Source organism: Streptomyces puniciscabiei (assembly GCF_006715785.1).
GTDB classification, from domain to species: domain Bacteria; phylum Actinomycetota; class Actinomycetes; order Streptomycetales; family Streptomycetaceae; genus Streptomyces; species Streptomyces puniciscabiei.
In genome coordinates, this window is sequence record NZ_VFNX01000002.1 from 613,712 (window position 1) to 630,646 (window position 16,935).

Consider the following 16,935-nt stretch of genomic DNA (forward strand, 5'->3'; position numbering starts at 1 on the left):
CGACGGTACGGGAGCCGGAGTCTACGCGCCTCAGATAAGAGCGACATATAGAGCTTGCACAAAAGCCCAGTGTGGAGCCGCACGGAAGACATCGTCACAGGGCCGAGGAGTCACCGCGTGGGCACTCTCAGCCACCGGTCCCGCGCAGCCCCTGGACCGGGGCGCAGGGGCGTGCCGAGCGTGCGGTGAGCTGAGCCACCATCACCCGGACCAGAGTCACGACGTCGGAATCGTCGATGTAGTAGACCTGCCTCCGGCCCTCACGGCGTGCGCGGACGAGCCCGGCGAGCTTGAGCTTCGCCAGGTGCTGGCTCACCGCGGGGAGCGCTCCGCCCACCCGGTCGGCGAGATGCGTGACATCGCTCTCCCCCTGCGACAGGGCCCACATCAGATGCAGCCGTGCGGAGGAGGCGAGCAGGCCGAACGCCGCGGCGGCCTCGGCCAGCACCTCGGCGGAGGGATCCTCGATGCCGGCGACGCTCTCCGTCACAGTCCTCTCCCGTCCCCGCCCTCGTCACAGCCGACGCACGTGCGCCCACCCAGTGTAGGCGTCCGGTCCCGGCGGCCGGGTGCCGCCGGGACGGTCCGGCCGTCCGCGCCGGCACCGGGCGCATGCGCGGGGAGGGGACGGCGGGAGGAGTCCCGCGCCTCCCTCGGGACTCACTCCTCGTAGAAGTTGTTGACCACGACCTCCGGCTCGTCGTCGTCGAACGCCTCGTTGAGCAGCGCGCCGCCGATGAGGCCTGCCGCGCCGGCACCGATGAGGGCGCCCGTGCCGAAGCGCCGGCCGCCGCCCTGCTGGTGATGGTCGTGGTCGTGGTCCGCGTACGGCTGGCCGTACGACTGCTGCGGGTACCCCTGTTGCGGGTAACCCTGTTGCGGGTAGCCCTGCGGCACCGGCTGCGGATAGCCCTGCTGGGGCGGGGTGTAGAACGGGGGCGCGGTGGTCTGTACGCGCTGCGCGCAGGCGCCGCAGGTCTGCACCGGCCGGGGCACGCCCCACTGCGGAGACCAGGTCACGGTCGTCACGCCGGGGCCGTGGTTGGGGTCGAAGAAGCAGGTCACGCTGGAACTCCCGGTGGTGTGTTGCGGGGATGTGGGGAACGCCGGGGCCGGCGGGGCGGCGACCGGCGGCTTGTGCGGGGCGGGCGGCACATGGCTGACGGCAGGCGTCTGTGGCGCGGCGACCGGGTCCGGAGCCGGAGCCGGGCTCGGGGACGTCTCCCTCAGCACGGCCACGCCGTAGTCGGTGGCGATGCCGGCGAGTCCCGAGGCGTATCCCTGCCCGACCGCGCGGAACTTCCACTGCGCGCCGTGCCGGTACAACTCGCCGAAGACGAGCGCGGTCTCGGTCGACAGGCCGCCGGACGCGAGGTCGTAGCGGGCCAGTTCGGTGCCGGCCTCCCGGTCGAGGACACGGATGTGCGCGCGGTGCACCTGCCCGAAGGACTGGCCGCGGCTCGCGCCCTCGTACAGCGACACGGTGAAGACGACCTTCTCGATCTCGTCCGGGACCCTGGTCAGGTCGGCCTCGATCCGCTGGTCGTCGCCGTCGACCGGTCCGCCACCGCCCAGGTGGCGGACCGAACCGTCGGGGCTGCTCGGGTTGTTGAAGAAGACGAAGTGCTCGTCGGACGGCACCTTGCCCGACGCGGCGCACAGCAGGGCTCCGGCGTCCAGTTCGTACCCGGTGTCGGCCTGCCAGCCCAGCCCGACCGTCACAGCAGTCAGACCGGGGGCCTGCTTGCTCAGCGACACATTGCCGCCCTTGGTCAGGGACACGCTCATCCACGCCCTCCGCAGCCGCTCGTACTTCCCGCGTCCATCATGATCGACGTTCCTGGGCCCCTCTGGGTTCCTCGATTGCGCAATGTCTTAATCATGTTGCAGAACCTCGACGGGTCATCACCAGAGGCTCGCGGGCGGCCGACATCCCTTGCCCGGCTCCGTCGAGCTGCCCCTAGGCTTGCGCGAACTGGCAGAACTCGTGTCGGTCTCCGGCGCACTCGACGCGGATCCCGACCCGACGGGAGGAACAACACCATGGGCATCATCGGCTGGATCATCCTCGGCCTGTTCGCCGGAGGCATCGCGAAGATCCTGCTCCCCGGCCGCGACCCGGGCGGACTGCTCGGCACCACTCTCATCGGCGTCGCGGGATCCTTCATCGGCGGCTGGCTCTCCGTCCGCTTCCTCCACCGCCCGGTGGAGAAGCACTTCTTCGACCTCTACACCTGGGGCGCCGCGATCGCCGGTTCCCTGGTGCTGCTCATCGGTTACCGCATCCTGTTCGGCAACTCGCGGGACTGACCCGGCTCCTGAGTCCTCCTGTCACCTGGACGGCTGCTCACCCATGGCTCGCGAGGGCCTCCATGGCCCCGGTGGCAACGGCTTGCGCGGACCGACAGGTTGACGATGAGAAAGAGCATGAGAAGGGCCTGCCGGCGCGGGTCCGGTCAGCCACCGCAACGCCCGTGAGGTGCGGCAACGACCCTCTTGGGTGGCGGGACGGGACGGGTCCACGACGGCAAAAGACTGCTGGGCCTGGTGGGACGGCGGTTTCCGTGGTGTGCTGGTAGTGGCGGGAAGGACCGAGAACAGACGCGGGGAAGCGGCCGCGAGCCGTGCACCGCGCAATCCGGATCCGCGAGAAGCGGGTGGCCCTTCCCGCCCTGTCGTCCCCTCTCTGGCACGCGGGGCGGCGGAGACCGGCCGGTGTCGGGCGCTAGCCCCGTCCGCCGCTGAGGTTCCCCCACCGGGGGCCGATCTGCTTCCACTCCTCGTCCCACTCGGCCATGCGTCGCTTGATCAGCCGGCTGCGGACCACCCAGCCCGCACCCCAGACCACCGTGCCGGCCGTCGGGGCGACGAGGGCGCCGGTGAGGGCCGCCTGCAGATCGGCGGCAGCACCGGTGACGGGCGCGGCGACCACGTGACCCGCACGGTTGGTCCACACGGTCACCTGGGATCCGGTGGGGGCACTCGGAGGCACCTTCGCGCGGTCGGTGTGCACGGTGCCGTGGACGTCCGTCCAGCGCACGGTGGCCCACACCCGCCCGTCGTCGTAGCCGGTCCCGGAGGCTGGAGTCCGCGCCGCGCCGTCGGTGAGCACGGCGGACACGGCGTGCACCTGGGCCTGCCGCGCGGAGAACGCCGCACCGGCGGTCTGGGCCGCCACGAGACCCGCCGCGGCTCCGCCGAGAACGGCGAGCACCCAGGTCACGAGGACGATCCAGGCCTCGACGACGTCGCTGTGCCGCCTGAGCGGATTGCGTCGCCAGCGCCACAGCCGTACCTGGGCGACCGTCGTGGGAGGTGTCCGGTTCATCGTCACCCGCCTCCTCTCGCGCACCGGCGGCCTCGCCGCACCCACTCCCCGCACCCCTCGCCGGGCAGGATCGCGCCAGGCGGGCGGCGAGCGGGCTCGGGGCGGTCTCCCGGACCCGGCCGTCGAGTGTCACCACACCATCGTGCACCTCAATCCGGGAGTCGGCGGAGTGAGTGCGCGAGAGGCTCGTGACGCCTTCCCGCCCCGCCCCTGCCGACCGGCGGAATCGGGACGTACGGCCCTGCCGCCGTGGGCCGAAGGACACTGGGCGGACGGCGCTGGACGGACGACAGTGGGGACAGGAGCGGCACCGGTTCCCCCGCGGTGTCGCTCCGTCCCCGGGCTGCCGCCGCACGCGCCGGGGACCCGCGAGGCAGGGAGAGCCACCCACCCGCGAAGAAGTAGCCACCCGCGAAGAAGCCAGCCATGATCCGTAACGGCCAGCCGGCGCACCGGCGCATCGACCTCGACCCGGTGGAGGCGCTGCGGCTGCTGGACAGCGTGCCCCTGGGGCGGGTCGTCTTCACCCGGCAGGCCTTGCCCACCGTCCGCCCGGTCAACCACGTCCTCGACGGCGGCGACATCGTGATCCGCACCCACGAGGGCGCGGCGCTGACCACGCACGTGCAGCAGGGCGGAGACGAGGGCGTGGTCGTCGCCTACGAGGCCGACGCGATCGACCCTGACACGCATCTCGGCTGGAGCGTGGTGGTCACGGGCTACGCCCGGCTCGTCACGGACCCCGGGGACCTCGCCCGGGTCCGGACGCTGCTCGTCCCCTGGGCGCCGCAGGAGGGCGTGGACCACGCCGTGCGCATCCACCCCTCGCTGGTGACGGGCGTGCTGCTCACGGACACACCGGGTCCGGTGCCCTACGACGGTGTGAGCGGCAGGTCGTCGGTGTAGGCGTTCACCGGCTGGGCGATGGGGCGGGTGTCCTTGGCGTCGAGGGCGGCCTGCGCGGTGCTGGTGCCGAGGGTGCCCTGGGGGTGCCAGGTGCCGGTCACCGCGAGCCAGGTGTTCGCGGGTGGGGCCTCGGTGCCGTACACGCGGATCTTGACGGTCTGGGAGTCCGCCGCGCAGCACGTGAAGATGATGCGGGTCAGGTACCAGCCGCCGCCCGCGGCCGGGGTGACGAAGCCCGTGAGCCGGACGAGTCTGGTGCTGATCGCGCGGCTGGGGTCCTGCTGGACGCGCTTGGTGAAGTCGGTGAGGGTCATCGGCAGCGGCGAGGTCGCGGGCAGTGGGGTGAATCCTTTCTGCACGCCGACCGGCCTGGCGTTCGAGCGTGCCGCGGTGTACGCGCCCAGGGCGGGCGGAGCGTAGAGGAGCAGGCTGAGCGCCGGGAGGAACAGCAGCCAGGCGACGCGCGGGGCTGCGGTGTGGGCGTGACCGTGCCCGGGGTCGGGCTCGTGGTCGTCGTGGCCGGCGCGCTCCGGGCCGCCCCGTGCGGCCGCCGCGGCCAGCCCGAGCAGCAGCAGGACCACGCCGGAGGTGATCAGCAGCGGCCGCAGACCGGCCTTGACGTAGCGCAGGTAGATGTCGGTGAAGAGGGCGGCGTGCAGCAGGCCGATGCCGGTCAGGGTCAACAGGAGGGTCTGGGCCGGGCGTCTCACAGCAGCGCGCCTCCGGTCAGGACGCTCGCGGCTACCGCCACGAGAGTGGTGGCCGTGGAGAACCGCCAGGCGAAGGCCCGCCCGAAGGTGCCCGCCTGAAGGGCGATCAGCTTCAGGTCGACCATCGGGCCGACCACCATGAACGCGAGCCGGGCGGCCGGGGAGAAGCCGGTGAGCGAGGCGGCGACGAAGGCGTCCGCCTCCGAGCAGACGGCCAGCAGCACGGCGAGCCCGGCCAGGAAGAGCACCGAGAGCCAGGGCGAGCCGGAGAAGGCGTCCAGGACGGAGCGCGGCACCGCGACGTTGAAGGTGGCGGCGGCCATGGCACCGAGGACGAGGAAGCCGCCGGCGTGCAGGAAGTCGTGCTGGAAGCCGAGCCGGAACTCGTTCCAGCGGCTGCGGCCGTGCCGGTGGCCGGTGTGCCGGTGCCGCAGGACCGGCCGCAGCCACTGCTCCTTGCCCAGCCAGAGCCACAGCCAGCCCATCACGGCAGCCGTGGCGAGGGAGGCCAGCAGCCGCGCGGCGACCATCGCGGGGTTGCCCGGGAAGGCGACGGCGGTGGCGGTCAGCACGACGGGGTTGATGGCGGGCGCGGAGAGCAGGAAGGCGAAGGCGGCGGCCGGGGTGACACCACGTCGGATCAGGCTGTGCGCGACCGGGACGGAGGCGCACTCGCACCCGGGCAGCACAGCCCCCGCGGCACCGGCGACGGGCACGGCGAGGGCGGGCCGCCTCGGCAGGACCTTGGTGAAGAGGTCGGCCGGCACGAAGGCGTTGATCGCCCCCGACAGGGCCGTGCCGAGGAGGAGGAAGGGGAGGGCCTGGACGGTGATGGCGAGGCACACGGTGCGCCAGGCCTGTACGGCGGGCTGATCCAGCCACCCGGTTCCGGCGAGGGCGAGCACGGCGACGACACCGAGCGCGATCACGAGGGCGGCACCGAGCAGTCCGGGCCGGATGCGGCGCACGGACGGCAAACCAGCGGGGACGACCGTCACGCCCTCAGCCACGCCAACCAGTTCATCCGCTTTTTCCATGATCACTCCGGATGTCGGTGTCTGGCCGACGATAGGCGCGGCCCCGGCTGCCACCCCGCATCGACCCGCGCCCGGACGGCGGATGCGTCCCATTGGCGGCATCCATGACCCTTCTCACAATTCCCCATGAACAGGCCCGAAGGTGACCGCTGCCACATCGCCCGGTACACGTTTTGTCTACGTTCGACGCCATGCCGTCTTACCCCTTCCTCACCTTCGCGCGCACGCGGACCTGTGCCCTGCTGGCCTCGGCCGCGGCCCTCGTCTCCGTCGGCGCGCTGCACCCGGCACCGGCCGCGGCCGCCCCCGCCCGGGCCGCCTCCCCGCGTGCCACGGCGGCGGCGCTCGACCTGGATGCCGCCGGCCGCACCCCCGTGGTGCACGGGGAGGACACCGCGTACGACACCGCCAGCATCGTCAAGATCGACATCCTCGCGGCGCTGCTGCTCCAGGCGCAGGACGCGGGACGGCAGCTCACCGCCGCCGAGCGCGGCCACGCCGAGCCGATGATCGAACGCAGCGACAACACGGCGGCCGACGCGCTCTGGCGCGAGATCGGCCAGGCCTCCGGGCTGGCGGCGGCCAACAAGCGACTGGGGCTGACGTCGACGACCGGCGGGCCGGGCGTCAAGTGGGGCCTGACCCGGACGACCGCGAGCGACCAGATACGGATGCTGCGGGCCGTGTTCGACGGGCACGCAACGGGGACGTCCGGCGTCACCAGGAAGTCGGCCCTGAACGCGCGGTCCCGGACCTACATCCGCGGCCTCATGGGCAAGGTCATCCCGGAGCAGACCTGGGGAGTCTCGGCCGCGGGAGCCTCCGGCAGCGCGCGGGCGCTGAAGAACGGCTGGCTGCAGCGCAACACCACGGGCCTGTGGGACGTCAACAGCGTCGGCCAGGTCACCGTGAAGGGACACCGCCGCCTCGTCGCGGTGCTGTCGAACGGCAGCGCCTCGATGAGCGACGGGATCTCCCTGGTCGAGCGCACGGCACGCGAGGCCGTCGCATAGCGGCTCAGCGCTCCCCCGGTCGGCAGGGCCGGACGACGGCGGTGACCGCGAGCGAGCCGAGCAGGGCCACGCAGAGCCAGGCGAAGGTGTCCCCGATGCGGTCGTAGACCGTCGTGACGCCGTGCACGGGGACGTAGGCCACCATGGTCTGCCGGCCGGTCGCGAAGTAGTCCGAGCCGGCGAGGACGTGCCCCTCGGCGTCGTAGGCGGCCGAGACCCCTTCCGCGTCCTGGCGGATCAGGGCGTAGCCGTTCTCGATCGCGCGCAGGCGCGCCTTGTCGGTGTGCGTGGCGCCGTACTCCTTCCAGTCGTGCGAGGGGACGAGCATGATGTCGGCCCGAGTGCGCATCAGGGCCGGGAAGTCGGCGTCGTAGCAGATGACGTTCGCGAGGCGGCCGTACGGGGTGCGTACGACGGGGACATGGCCGTCGCCGGGCGTGAAGCGCTCGGAGCCGGGAATGGGATGGGCCTTCTGGTAGGTCCGGAGCACCGTGCCGCGGGGGTCGATGAGAAGTGCCTCGTCCCGCCCGTAGGCGGGCGGGGTGGTGCTGTGGACGCGGACTCCGATCTCCAGGTAGACGCCCGAGTGGCGGGCCTCGCGCTGTGCGGCGGCGATGGCGGCGGCCTCGTCCTGCTCCCGGGTCCGGACGGCGTTCTCGGGCCAGATCACTATCTTCGCGCCGGCGGCGGCCTCGCGGCGGGTGGCCGCGAGCAGGTCGTCCTCGACCGCGGTCATCGCGGGCCGCACCGCGGCGGCGGGGGCGGCGGCGACGCCCCCCGGCCCGTTGGCGTACCGGGCGAGCGTGGCCTTGAGCGTGTCGGTCGCGGCGCGAGCGGGGCTGACGCCGGCGATCCGTACGGTCGTGCCCTGCGGCGGAAAGAAGGCCAGCCGGGCGCCGCCCGCGAGCAGCACGCCGAGCAGGACGGCCGTGCAGCCGAGGCCGCTGCGCCAAGTGGCTCGCTGCCAGAGGCGGTTGACGGTGCTCGCGACGTAGGCGATCAGGAAGCCGACGCCCCACGGCCCCGTCACCGAGACGACCTGGAGGAGCGGGAGGTCTCCGTGCTGGGTGACGGCGAGGGAGCCGTACGCCGTGCCGAACGGGGACACCTGGGTGATCAGGAACTCCACGGCGGCGACAGCGGCGGGGAGGACCAGGGACGCGGCCGTGGGGTGCAGGCGGGCCGCCATCAGCCGGTCGGCGACGAAGGGCAGCGTCTGCAGGGCCGCCAGGGCGACGGCCCCCGCCAGCACCGCCGGGTTGAAGCCGATCGCCGACTCCTGGACCCAGAAGACGGCTGCCGCGAGGTGCGCCGCCCAGGTCCACACTGCTCCCGGCCAGGCACGGCTCAGGCGGGTGAAGCGCAGCAGCAGCACGGGGAAGATCCAGGCGGCGGCCGCGATGTCCCACCGGCCGCCGACCGCGAAGAGCATCGCGGTGGTGCCGAGCAGGAGCAGCGGCCAGGTGTGTTTGCGGGAAGGCGTCCGCCGCCGGGGCTGGTCGGTCGTCGGCCGGGGCGGGGGCTGTACGGCTGTGTTCGACATGTCCGGGACGCTAGGGGGGACCGGCCCGGCGGCGCCTCGGGCCCGGTGCCGATCCTGGCGAGCGCCGACGCATCTTTCGATGCGCGCCCGGCGGAGGATCCGTCGCGCCCGCGTGGCGTCTAGCCTGACGGACCGAGATGAGCGCCCAGGTGATCGCCCTGCCCCGAGCCGCACACCGCTGGCTCGCCGACCGACCGCGGCTGACCGACGCCGTGTGGGTCGGCGTCCTCACGCTGCTCGACATGGCCACGGTGCGAGCCCGCACACCCGAGCCGCCCGTCTGGGGCGTGGCGCTGTGGGGGGCGCAGACCGTGCCGCTGCTGTGGCGGCGGGCGGCGCCGCGTGCCGTGCTCGTCGCGATGACCGCCCTGTACGTCCTGTTCCAGACGCTCGGCCCGATCCCGTCGAAGGTGCCCGGACCGTTCCTGCTGATGCTCGGTGTCTACGCCGTGGCCCGGTACACGCCGGCCCCGACGAGTGTGCCGCTGACCCTGCTCGCCCTCGCCTCGGCAGCCGTCACGGACGCGCTGAGCGGGCACTGGGAGCCGCCGCGGCTCGGTTCGCTGGAGCCCATCAGCCTCACGACGTTCGCCTTCTTCTTCGCCCTGGCCTGGCTGCTGGGCCACGGGCGGCGCCGGATCGACGCGGACGCAGCCCGGCTGCGCGAGCTCAACCGGCGGCTCGCGGCGGAGCGGGAACTCAACGCGCGCCAGGCCGTGCTCACCGAGCGCGCCCGTATCGCCCGCGATCTGCACGACGTCGTCGCCCATCACGTCAGCGCCATCGCCCTGCAGGCACGGGCCGCCGAGGACGTGCTCACCTCCGGTCCGCTGCAGCCGGAAGAGGCCGCGCACGGGGTCGGGGTGATCGCGCGGACCGCCGACACGGCGCTCGCCGAGATGCGGCGGCTGCTCGGGCTGCTGTCCTTCGGCGAACGGGATCTCGCCCCCGAGCCGTCCCTCGCCCGTCTCGACCGGCTCATGGGGGTCGCGACCTCCGCGGGCTGCCGGGTCTCCTGTGCCGTCGAGGTGGCCGGGCGGGCGGCGCCGCCCGCCGGGATGCAGGTCTCGGCCTACCGGATCGTGCAGGAGGCGCTGACGAATGTGGTCAAGCACGCCGGTCCGGTCGCCGTACGGATCGCCGTGCGCGGTGACGACGCGCGGCTCACGGTCGAGGTCGAGAACGACCCGCCGGCCCCGGGCCACCGGCCGGTGCCCGGCACCGGGCGGGGGCTGGTCGGGGTGCGGGAGCGGGTGGCGGCCTTCGACGGCGGGCTGGACGCGGGTCCGCGCCCGGACGGCGGCTGGCGACTGCGCGCGGTGCTGTCCGCGCGGGCGGCCGGCACGGCACGGCCTCCTGCGGCGCGGGGGGACCGATGACGGTACGCGTGCTGGTGGTGGACGACCAGGAGATCGTGCGGACCGCGCTGCGGCTGGTCATCGACCGGCGCGAGGGGCTGTCGGTAGTCGGGGAGGCAGGCGACGGCGAGGAGGCGGTCTCGCTGGCCGCGGCGCTGTGTCCGGACGTGGTGCTGATGGACGTACGCATGCCGGGCACGACCGGGGTGGAGGCGACCCGGCGGATCGTGCGGGAGTGGCCGGGCCCCGGGCCGGTGCCGCGTGTGCTGGTGCTGACCACCTTCGACCTGGACGAGTACGTCCACGCGGCCCTGCGTGCCGGGGCCGTCGGCTTCCTGCTGAAGAACAGCCGGCCCGAACAGCTCGCCGCGGCCCTGCGTGCGGCGGCGGACGGCGAGCCGGTCCTCGCGCCGACCGTCACCCGGCGCCTCATCGACACCGTCACCGGGCTGCCGCCCGCGCTGCTGCCGACGGCGGCCACACCCGTGCCGGCGGACGTCTCGCTGACCGAGCGCGAGATCCAGGTCCTGGTGCTGGTCGCGCGGGGCCTGTCCAACGCCAGGATCGCCGCGGACCTGGGCCTGAGCGAGGCGACGGTGAAGAGCAGGGTCAACCGCATCCTGACCAGGCTGGGCCTGGAGAACCGGGTCCAGGCGGCCCTGTACGCCCACCGGGCCGGCCTCGCCTGACGCGGTGCGCACCGGTTCCCCCTCAGGTGGGCCCGCCCCGCCGCCACCTCCCCAGGGTTCCGGCATTCCGCATCCCCCCTCCCCTGTGACGCGCCTGTGACAGTCGGCGGACACGGTCATGACGTCCGGCAAGCAGCCTGGAGAAACAAGGGCAAATCGCCCTAAACGGTCAGACCCCTCGCCGCCGGAGGACAAGCACCATGAGCGCCACCCTCTCCACGCACACCGAAGCCCCCGCCCCCGCGCTGGCTCCGCGCGAGCGGGAGACGCTCCGGCACATCGCCGCCGGCCGCACCTATCTCCAGACCGCCCGCCACATGGGCCTGTCCACCCACACCGTGGACGCCTACCTGCGCCGCATCCGGGCCAAGCTCAACATCACCAACACCGCCGAACTGACCCGCGTGGCCATCTCCCTCGGCATGTGATCACGTCCCGGACTCGTCCTCGGCGCCCCCGGCCGGCGCCTGCCGAGGCGGTAGCTTGGCGGGTGCGAGGGAGACGCAAGGGGGGATCGAGGGGGGATGGGGCGTGCGTCAGGAAGGCCTCGGGTGCCGGCTCGTCGCGGCTGTGCGGGCGCGGGACGCGCGGGCGGTGCGGAAGCTGCTGGCGGAGGGGGCGGATCCCGACACCCGGAACGCGCAGGGGTTTCCGGTGCTGTGCGAGGCCGTGGCCGGGTACGACGCGGGGGTCGCCGAGGCGCTGGTCGACGGCGGTGCGGACCCCGACCTCGTCCTGCCGGACGGCACGACAGCGCTGTGGCGGGCCGTCGACGGCGGTTCCCCGGCCGTTGTCACCGCGGTCCTGGGGAGAGAGCCCCGGCTGCGACTGGCCCGGACCGAGCGTGAGCGGCTGCTCGGCCTGGCCCGGCACTGGTACGAGACGGGCGTGGAGGAGGAGCCTGCGCCGCTGCGCGAGGACCCACACCACCGTCGACCAGTCCACATCGTCCTCGTCGGGCACCCGCACACCGCGCGCGACCAGTTCGCCGACCGGGGTCAGGATCCGGAAGGCCCACTCCAGCGCGGTCAGGACGGCGCCGTGTCCGTCGCGTACGACGAGCCCGGCCAGCGACACCTCGTCGACCTGCGAGTACTCGTCGTCCAGCACCCGGACCCGCCTGGCTCACGAGACCTGGTCGGCCGTGGTCGCCCACCGCGACGCCCCCGACCCGGCGCACCGCCGGCTCCTGCTGGACTACCTGGGAACGCGGGCGCTGCTGCGCACGGACCCGGGCCCCTACGAGAAGCGGGAGTGCGAGTTCCTCGCCTCCTGGGCGGCCGAGGAACAGGACGGCGCGACCCTGGCGAAGCTGCTCGACGCCTTCATGTACTACGACGATCCCGCCGTCGTGTCCCTGGCGCTGCGCCACATCGCCCATCCCGACGCCCGGGTCCGCCGCGCGGTGGCGTACGCGCTGCCGTCCGGCGGACCGCCCTCGCCCGAGGTCGCCGCCGCCCGGCTCGCCCTCCTGCGCGATCCCGACACCGAGGTGCGCACCAGCGCCTGCGCCGGCCTGCGGCACGCAGCGGTACTGACCCGGGAATGCGTCCGGGAACTGATCCTGCGCACCGGAGACCCCGATCCCGGGGTTCGGGAGGAGGCTGCGGCCGCGTTGGCACAGTCCGCGGACCGCAGCCCCGACGTCGCCGCCGCCCTGCGAGTCCAGAGCGGCGGCGACGACCTGCGGAGAAGGCGGCGGAGACAGCAGGCCACGGGCTGAGGATCCGCGGGCTGCTCCGCCGGGCGGCCAGGAGGCGTGGGCCCGTTTCCGTCGTCGGTCAGCCGACGGTCAGGGAGAACGGACCGGCGAGGACCGAGTAGCCGTCATTGGCGAGGTAGTACACGTCGTACCTGCCCGCTCCGCTCAGTTTGCCGGTCGAGAAGGTGACGGCGCCGCTGGCGTTCGGGGCGTAGGACCAGGCCGGCGAGGACTGCTTGCCCGGCGTCACGCCCGCGGGGTACACACCGATCCAGTTCTTGGCGTTCACCTGGGTCGCCGACGGCACCGAGTAGCGGAAGGTGACGTTGCCGCCGCCGGAGACCGCGTTCAGGTCGCCGGTGAGCGTCGGGATGGTCGCGGTGGCCGGGGCGAACGCGGCGTTGAGCGGTGTCGCGTAGGTGTCGTTGGCCGTGAGACCCGGCAGACCGAGGGCGGCCTCGACGGTACGGCCGATGCCGTAGTGGTCGTAGTGCAGCGGGCTGCTGGTGCCGGCCGGGACGGTGCCCTGGGAGCCGACGACCGTGGTGACCACGTGGTTGTAGGCCTCGTTCGCGCTCTCGTCCCAGGTGAGGATCAGCAGCGAGCGATCCTGCGTCCAGGCCGGGGAGGCGAGGACCGGGGCCAGGGTCTGCTTCAGCCAGCCGTCCTGGGTCTTCAGACTGGTGGTGTTGCCGTTGCCGGAGGCCTCGCCGTCGTAGTAGTCGTCGGCGGCGATCCAGGAGAAGTTGGGTGTGGAGGCCGCGGACTTCAGGTCGGTGGTCAGCTGCGTGGTGTCGAACAGGTGGGCCGCACAGCGCGTCGCGTCACCGCTGATGTCGGTGTAGTTGATGAAGGGCGCGTCGTCGGGCTCGTAGTAACTGTCGTTGTTGTTCTTGGTGTTGCAGGGGGTGCCCATGCCCTGCTCGTACGCCTTCCAGGTCTTGCCGGCCGCCTCCAGGGTGTCGCCGAGGTTGCGCTCGGGAGAGTTGATGTTCGGGAAGTAGGTGGCGCCCTTGGCGTAGGTGTCGCCGCCGGCTATGGCGAGGTAGTTCTCGTCGCTCGGGTGGTAGACGCCGTGGAAGTCGGTGAGTGTGGCGCCCTGGGTCATGAGGCTGTGCATGTACGGCGTGTCCGCGGGGTCGTTCATGACCTCGGAGTAGTCGGTGTTCTCCATCATGACCATGAAGACGTGGTCGTAGCCGGGGACCTTGGACACGGGCGGCGAGAGCGGAGCGGGCGCGGTGACCGGGGTGTCCAGGGTCAGGGAGAGGTTGTCGAGGTAGCCGGTCTCGCTGCTCGTCGACAGGAACTGCACCTCGACCTGGATGGAGCGGGTGCCGGCCGGGACCGCGCCGGTGGTGCTGCGCGAGAGGAACTTGGTGGCCAGACCCCGGTCGCTCGCGGACACCGTGGGCAGCTTGGCGGCGGCGCCGACGGGGCCGCCGTTCGCGTCGTGGAAGTGCAGGCTGACCGCGACATAGCCGCTGTACGTGGTCCAGCCGCCGAGCCATCCGGAGAGGTTGTAGTGCACTCCCCCGCCGTCGATGGCCGAGGCGGCCGAGGAGACGTCGACGGTCTGCGTCATCGCTCCGTCGCCGAAGTTGCCGGGCCCGAAGAACGCCTTGCCCGGCGTGTTGCCGTCGCTCGGCAGTCCGAAGGAGGCGACGCTGTGGCACATGACGTTCAGGCCGCCGGCCTCGGTGGTCCAGCCGGGGACAGTGGTGGCGGCCGACCAGTCGCCGGTGCAGTAGCCGCCGCTCTCCGCGTCGCCGTTGACGATCAGGTTGCCGCTGCTCCCGGCCGCCCGGGCGCCGGTGGGAGCGGCGACGATCAGTGCGCCGAGGAGGGCGAGCAGCCCGCCGAGGGATCTCCAGCGCAGTCGCATACGTAGTACCTCGTCCCGTTGGTGAGGATGCCGTTGACGGGCCACGCCCGCACGGCCTGACTGTGCGCACGAACGGGACATGAGTAGTGGCCGTGACTGTCGAGGGGAAGAACCGCGACCAAACTTGACCAGACAAGTTGGCGGCCGGTGCCGCCCGGTCCGGGCAGGGGACGGGGAGGCGGCGGGCTTTTCGGCTGCCTCGGAAGGGGCACGCGGTCGGGGTAGGACTTCCGAGCGGAGGGCGGTATCACCATGAGCGAGTACGAATGGTCCCGCACGATGCCCGCACAGCCCGAGCAGGTCTTCGACCAGGCGGCCAACCTCGGCCAGCTCGACGCATGGCTCCCGAACGCCCTGCACGTGGAGGCCGAGGAACCGCCCGCCGTCACGGTGCACGAGGACCGCTCCGGCCAGGACATGGCCGCCCTGCTGCGGGCCCAGCCCGAGCAGATGCGCCTGGAGTGGGGCACCCGGGAACAGGGCAGCTACACCGGCTGGCTCCAGGTGTCCGGCATCGGCACCGGGGCCAGCGAGGTGACCGTGCACCTGTCGTTCTTCGACCCCGATCACGACCCCGGTCAGGAGGCGGTGTTCGACGCGCTGGACCACAGTCTGCGGCGCCTGGAGGAGCAGGTGCGCATGCGCGTCGACAACGGGGCCGGCTGAGCTGCCGGACCCCCCGCGAACTCTGTTTCTCTTCGGGAAGGGCTGGGGACCCGGGGCAGGAGGTGATCGTCGTGCCCGAACCCGGCAGCAAGAAGTACGACACCCGCAGGGCGCGGCTGCGCAAGGAGGTGGAGCGTTCCGGCGTCTCCGACCAGGACGCGAACACCGCCGCGAACGAGGCCCTGCAGGAGGAACCGAAGCGGAGCCGGGGCCCGAGGACGGAACGCGGCCGCGGCCCGAAGGGCGAGCGCCCGGAGAACGAGTAGGCGTGCGCAGGGCCTCCCCGGACACTCCGGGGAGGCCCTGTTCCGTACACCACCGTTTTTCAGGGCGGGTTCGCGGCCATCTCGTCGGCCTGCCCCCGGCCGCCGGTCAGTAGCCGGACCCGAACGACTGGGTCGTGTAGGCGCACTCCGTGTAGATGTAGCCGGGCCGCAGCTGGGCCGTGTCGGAGGCCGGGGTGGCGGTGCCGGCGCCGTTCGGCTTGTGCACGAAGTAGGTGGTGCCCGCCGGGAGGCTGATGGTGCGCTGCGGGTAGTCCTTGCCGCCGCTGCACGGCTTGAAGCCGGTCATCAGGGTGTCGGCGAACGTGTACGCCTTGCAGCCGCCGCAGCCCTTGAGGGTGAAACTGCCGGTCACCGGGCCGGTGTAGAGCACGGTGATGTCGTGGGGGCTGTCGTTCTTCACCGTGACGGAGATGCTGCCGCCGGAGGCGGTGGTGGGCAGCTTCTTGCCGGCCTTGGGGAGGGTCTGGGCGACCTCGGCGGCTATGGCGATCTTCTGGGCGCGGGCTCGGTTCTTGTCGTTCTTGTTGTCGGAGACGAACTGCTCCATTGTCTTCTGGGCGGCGGCGAAGTCGCCCTGCCGGTACTGATCGACGCCGCAGGCGTACTCCCCCGCGTCGCCGCTCCTCCCGGCGCGCTCGGCGGCCTTGTTCAGCGTGCCGTCCGCGTCACCCGTGGACTTGCCCAGTGCGCCGATCCGGGTGTCCAGGTCGCGCAACTGCGCCACGGCCGTGCAGGGTTCGCTTCCGCCGACGGCCTTCTCCGCACGCTGCACGGCCGCGTCGACGGCGGACGGAACCCTGGTCGCCGCCGCTGACCGCGGGAAGGTGTTCAGCAGGTCGCCGAAGCGCGTGTCCCAGTCCGTCCCGCCGGCCGTGAGGCGCTGGGACCCGCACTCGTACAGGGAGGTCGCGAGCCGGTCGTCGGGCCAGCCGGCCAGCGATCCGAGCTGGTCCTTCGGCATGCTGTCGGGCATCGTGCGCAGGTACTTCAGGGGCTCGATGGCGTCGCAGTACTGCCGGTGGCCGTACGGAGCGCCGACGGTCGTGTAGTAGGTCCGCAGGCTGCCGGGGAGCCGCCGGGCCGCGCGGGAGCCGGAGTGGTGCTCCGCGAGGTCGCGGTAGACCTCCAGCGCGGACCGGTAGTCCGGCTCGGCCGAGGTGAACGGCCGGCGGCCGCTCGTCGCCACCAGGTGGTCGGCCTTGTCGAGACGGCCGAGGAGCGCCTGCTCCACGGCCTCGTCGTGGGCGTCCCGGTACCAGAGCGTGCCACCCGCCGGCACGGCGAGCAGCAGCACGCCCAGCAGCAGGGCGAGCGGGACTCCGGGCGGCCGGGCGAGCCGCGTGCGCAGCCCGGCGGTCCCGCCGTGCAGGGCGGCGAGCAGCAGGAGTACGGCGTAGCCGACGACCGCGGCGACCGGGATGCCGTCGGCGTCGGCGGGCAGCGCCACGAGCAGCAGCACGACCGTCGCCGTCCAGCACGCGGCCATGAGCACCCAGCGCCGCAGCAGCGCGTATCCGAGGCCCAGACCGCTCAGGTTCAGCAGGGCGACCGCGACGGCGCGCCAGGCGTCGGGGGGCGCGGGTGGCGGGCTCGACGGCATGGGCGGCAGCGGTGGCCCCGCGAACCCCTGGCTCGGACCGTACGGACTTCCGGACATGGTCGCTCCCCCCGTCAGCAGCGCCCCCATGGCTGCGGACCCGCAGTTTACGGGTCCGGGGAGCGGCCTGACAGAGGCTCGAACGGGGCCGAATTCATTGCGACTTGAACCGGTCATGCATAAGGCACACCACTACGGTCTCTACAAATTCCTT

Annotated in this window: 17 protein-coding genes and 1 pseudogene; 10 read left to right on the forward strand and 8 right to left on the reverse strand. The window is 72.7% G+C overall.

Annotated elements, in window-relative coordinates; translation table 11 throughout:
• Positions 1–127: 127 nt before the first annotated feature.
• Positions 128–490, reverse strand: a complete 363-nt coding sequence (locus FB563_RS33715; protein ID WP_055707677.1) for an ArsR/SmtB family transcription factor — start codon at positions 488–490, stop codon at positions 128–130.
• 170 nt (positions 491–660) lie between these two features.
• Positions 661–1,788, reverse strand: a complete 1,128-nt coding sequence (locus FB563_RS44995) for a TerD family protein (RefSeq protein ID WP_055707678.1) — start codon at positions 1,786–1,788, stop codon at positions 661–663.
• A gap of 255 nt (positions 1,789–2,043) precedes the next feature.
• Between FB563_RS44995 and FB563_RS33725 the strand changes: the two genes are divergently transcribed.
• Entirely contained in the window at positions 2,044–2,310 is a 267-nt protein-coding gene (locus tag FB563_RS33725) for a GlsB/YeaQ/YmgE family stress response membrane protein (protein ID WP_055707679.1), read from the forward strand.
• A gap of 415 nt (positions 2,311–2,725) precedes the next feature.
• On the opposite strand, the gene FB563_RS33730 is transcribed toward FB563_RS33725, so the two are convergent.
• Positions 2,726–3,328, reverse strand: coding sequence for an Rv1733c family protein (locus tag FB563_RS33730; protein WP_055707680.1), 603 nt, complete (start codon positions 3,326–3,328; stop codon positions 2,726–2,728).
• A gap of 426 nt (positions 3,329–3,754) precedes the next feature.
• Here FB563_RS33730 and FB563_RS33735 point away from each other — a divergent pair, with 426 nt between their 5' ends.
• Positions 3,755–4,234 carry a pyridoxamine 5'-phosphate oxidase family protein gene (locus FB563_RS33735; RefSeq protein WP_055707681.1) on the forward strand — a complete coding sequence of 160 codons (480 nt, stop codon included), beginning with the start codon at positions 3,755–3,757 and terminating at the stop codon, positions 4,232–4,234.
• On the opposite strand, the gene FB563_RS33740 is transcribed toward FB563_RS33735, so the two are convergent.
• Positions 4,201–4,944 (reverse strand): TIGR03943 family putative permease subunit, encoded by a 744-nt coding sequence (locus FB563_RS33740; protein WP_055707682.1) that lies wholly within the window; start codon positions 4,942–4,944, stop codon positions 4,201–4,203. The genes FB563_RS33735 and FB563_RS33740 overlap by 34 nt on opposite strands.
• Positions 4,941–5,981, reverse strand: coding sequence for a permease (locus FB563_RS33745; protein ID WP_411573201.1), 1,041 nt, complete (start codon positions 5,979–5,981; stop codon positions 4,941–4,943). Before FB563_RS33745 ends, FB563_RS33740 begins: the two co-directional genes overlap by 4 nt.
• A 191-nt stretch (positions 5,982–6,172) precedes the next feature.
• Between FB563_RS33745 and FB563_RS33750 the strand changes: the two genes are divergently transcribed.
• Positions 6,173–6,994: a serine hydrolase gene (locus FB563_RS33750; protein WP_055707683.1), complete on the forward strand. Its 822-nt coding sequence runs from the start codon at positions 6,173–6,175 to the stop codon at positions 6,992–6,994.
• Positions 6,995–6,998: 4 nt separating this feature from the next.
• On the opposite strand, the gene FB563_RS33755 is transcribed toward FB563_RS33750, so the two are convergent.
• Positions 6,999–8,537: a nitrilase-related carbon-nitrogen hydrolase gene (locus tag FB563_RS33755; protein WP_055707684.1), complete on the reverse strand. Its 1,539-nt coding sequence runs from the start codon at positions 8,535–8,537 to the stop codon at positions 6,999–7,001.
• Positions 8,538–8,674: 137 nt separating this feature from the next.
• Here FB563_RS33755 and FB563_RS33760 point away from each other — a divergent pair, with 137 nt between their 5' ends.
• From FB563_RS33760 to FB563_RS33780, 5 genes and pseudogenes are all read left to right on the forward strand, one after another.
• Entirely contained in the window at positions 8,675–9,916 is a 1,242-nt protein-coding gene (locus FB563_RS33760; RefSeq protein ID WP_055707685.1) for a sensor histidine kinase, read from the forward strand.
• Entirely contained in the window at positions 9,913–10,584 is a 672-nt protein-coding gene (locus FB563_RS33765) for a response regulator (protein ID WP_142219142.1), read from the forward strand. Before FB563_RS33760 ends, FB563_RS33765 begins: the two co-directional genes overlap by 4 nt.
• Before the next feature lie 200 nt (positions 10,585–10,784).
• Positions 10,785–11,012, forward strand: coding sequence for a response regulator transcription factor (locus FB563_RS33770; protein ID WP_055704977.1), 228 nt, complete (start codon positions 10,785–10,787; stop codon positions 11,010–11,012).
• A 166-nt stretch (positions 11,013–11,178) separates the two neighbouring features.
• Positions 11,179–11,331: pseudogene (locus FB563_RS45300) on the forward strand (HEAT repeat domain-containing protein); the annotation flags it as partial.
• 397 nt (positions 11,332–11,728) lie between these two features.
• Positions 11,729–12,307, forward strand: coding sequence for a HEAT repeat domain-containing protein (locus FB563_RS33780; RefSeq protein ID WP_055704978.1), 579 nt, complete (start codon positions 11,729–11,731; stop codon positions 12,305–12,307).
• 58 nt (positions 12,308–12,365) lie between these two features.
• Here FB563_RS33780 and FB563_RS33785 read toward each other — a convergent pair whose 3' ends face one another.
• On the reverse strand, positions 12,366–14,171 hold the full coding sequence (locus FB563_RS33785; protein WP_055704979.1) for an alkaline phosphatase family protein: 1,806 nt from the start codon (positions 14,169–14,171) through the stop codon (positions 12,366–12,368).
• Between the two features lie 252 nt (positions 14,172–14,423).
• Between FB563_RS33785 and FB563_RS33790 the strand changes: the two genes are divergently transcribed.
• Both FB563_RS33790 and FB563_RS33795 read left to right on the forward strand, forming a co-directional pair.
• Positions 14,424–14,837: an SRPBCC family protein gene (locus tag FB563_RS33790; protein WP_055704980.1), complete on the forward strand. Its 414-nt coding sequence runs from the start codon at positions 14,424–14,426 to the stop codon at positions 14,835–14,837.
• 71 nt (positions 14,838–14,908) lie between these two features.
• Positions 14,909–15,103: a hypothetical protein gene (locus tag FB563_RS33795; RefSeq protein WP_055705009.1), complete on the forward strand. Its 195-nt coding sequence runs from the start codon at positions 14,909–14,911 to the stop codon at positions 15,101–15,103.
• A 106-nt stretch (positions 15,104–15,209) separates the two neighbouring features.
• On the opposite strand, the gene FB563_RS33800 is transcribed toward FB563_RS33795, so the two are convergent.
• Positions 15,210–16,781 (reverse strand): hypothetical protein, encoded by a 1,572-nt coding sequence (locus FB563_RS33800; protein WP_055704981.1) that lies wholly within the window; start codon positions 16,779–16,781, stop codon positions 15,210–15,212.
• Positions 16,782–16,935: the final 154 nt, after the last annotated feature.

Excerpts from the sequence above, each read along its gene's own strand:
- FB563_RS33760 (WP_055707685.1), top strand. The coding sequence starts at position 8,675 with ATGAGCGCCCAGGTGATCGCCCTGCCCCGAGCCGCACACCGCTGGCTC.
- FB563_RS33745 (WP_411573201.1), bottom strand. The coding sequence starts at position 5,981 with ATGGAAAAAGCGGATGAACTGGTTGGCGTGGCTGAGGGCGTGACGGTC.
- FB563_RS33755 (WP_055707684.1), bottom strand. The coding sequence starts at position 8,537 with ATGTCGAACACAGCCGTACAGCCCCCGCCCCGGCCGACGACCGACCAG.
- FB563_RS33735 (WP_055707681.1), top strand. The coding sequence starts at position 3,755 with ATGATCCGTAACGGCCAGCCGGCGCACCGGCGCATCGACCTCGACCCG.
- FB563_RS44995 (WP_055707678.1), bottom strand. The coding sequence starts at position 1,788 with ATGAGCGTGTCCCTGACCAAGGGCGGCAATGTGTCGCTGAGCAAGCAG.
- FB563_RS33750 (WP_055707683.1), top strand. The coding sequence starts at position 6,173 with ATGCCGTCTTACCCCTTCCTCACCTTCGCGCGCACGCGGACCTGTGCC.
- FB563_RS33790 (WP_055704980.1), top strand. The coding sequence starts at position 14,424 with ATGAGCGAGTACGAATGGTCCCGCACGATGCCCGCACAGCCCGAGCAG.
- FB563_RS33765 (WP_142219142.1), top strand. The coding sequence starts at position 9,913 with ATGACGGTACGCGTGCTGGTGGTGGACGACCAGGAGATCGTGCGGACC.
- FB563_RS33785 (WP_055704979.1), bottom strand. The coding sequence starts at position 14,171 with ATGCGACTGCGCTGGAGATCCCTCGGCGGGCTGCTCGCCCTCCTCGGC.
- FB563_RS33770 (WP_055704977.1), top strand. The coding sequence starts at position 10,785 with ATGAGCGCCACCCTCTCCACGCACACCGAAGCCCCCGCCCCCGCGCTG.
- FB563_RS33730 (WP_055707680.1), bottom strand. The coding sequence starts at position 3,328 with ATGAACCGGACACCTCCCACGACGGTCGCCCAGGTACGGCTGTGGCGC.
- FB563_RS33725 (WP_055707679.1), top strand. The coding sequence starts at position 2,044 with ATGGGCATCATCGGCTGGATCATCCTCGGCCTGTTCGCCGGAGGCATC.
- FB563_RS33800 (WP_055704981.1), bottom strand. The coding sequence starts at position 16,781 with ATGTCCGGAAGTCCGTACGGTCCGAGCCAGGGGTTCGCGGGGCCACCG.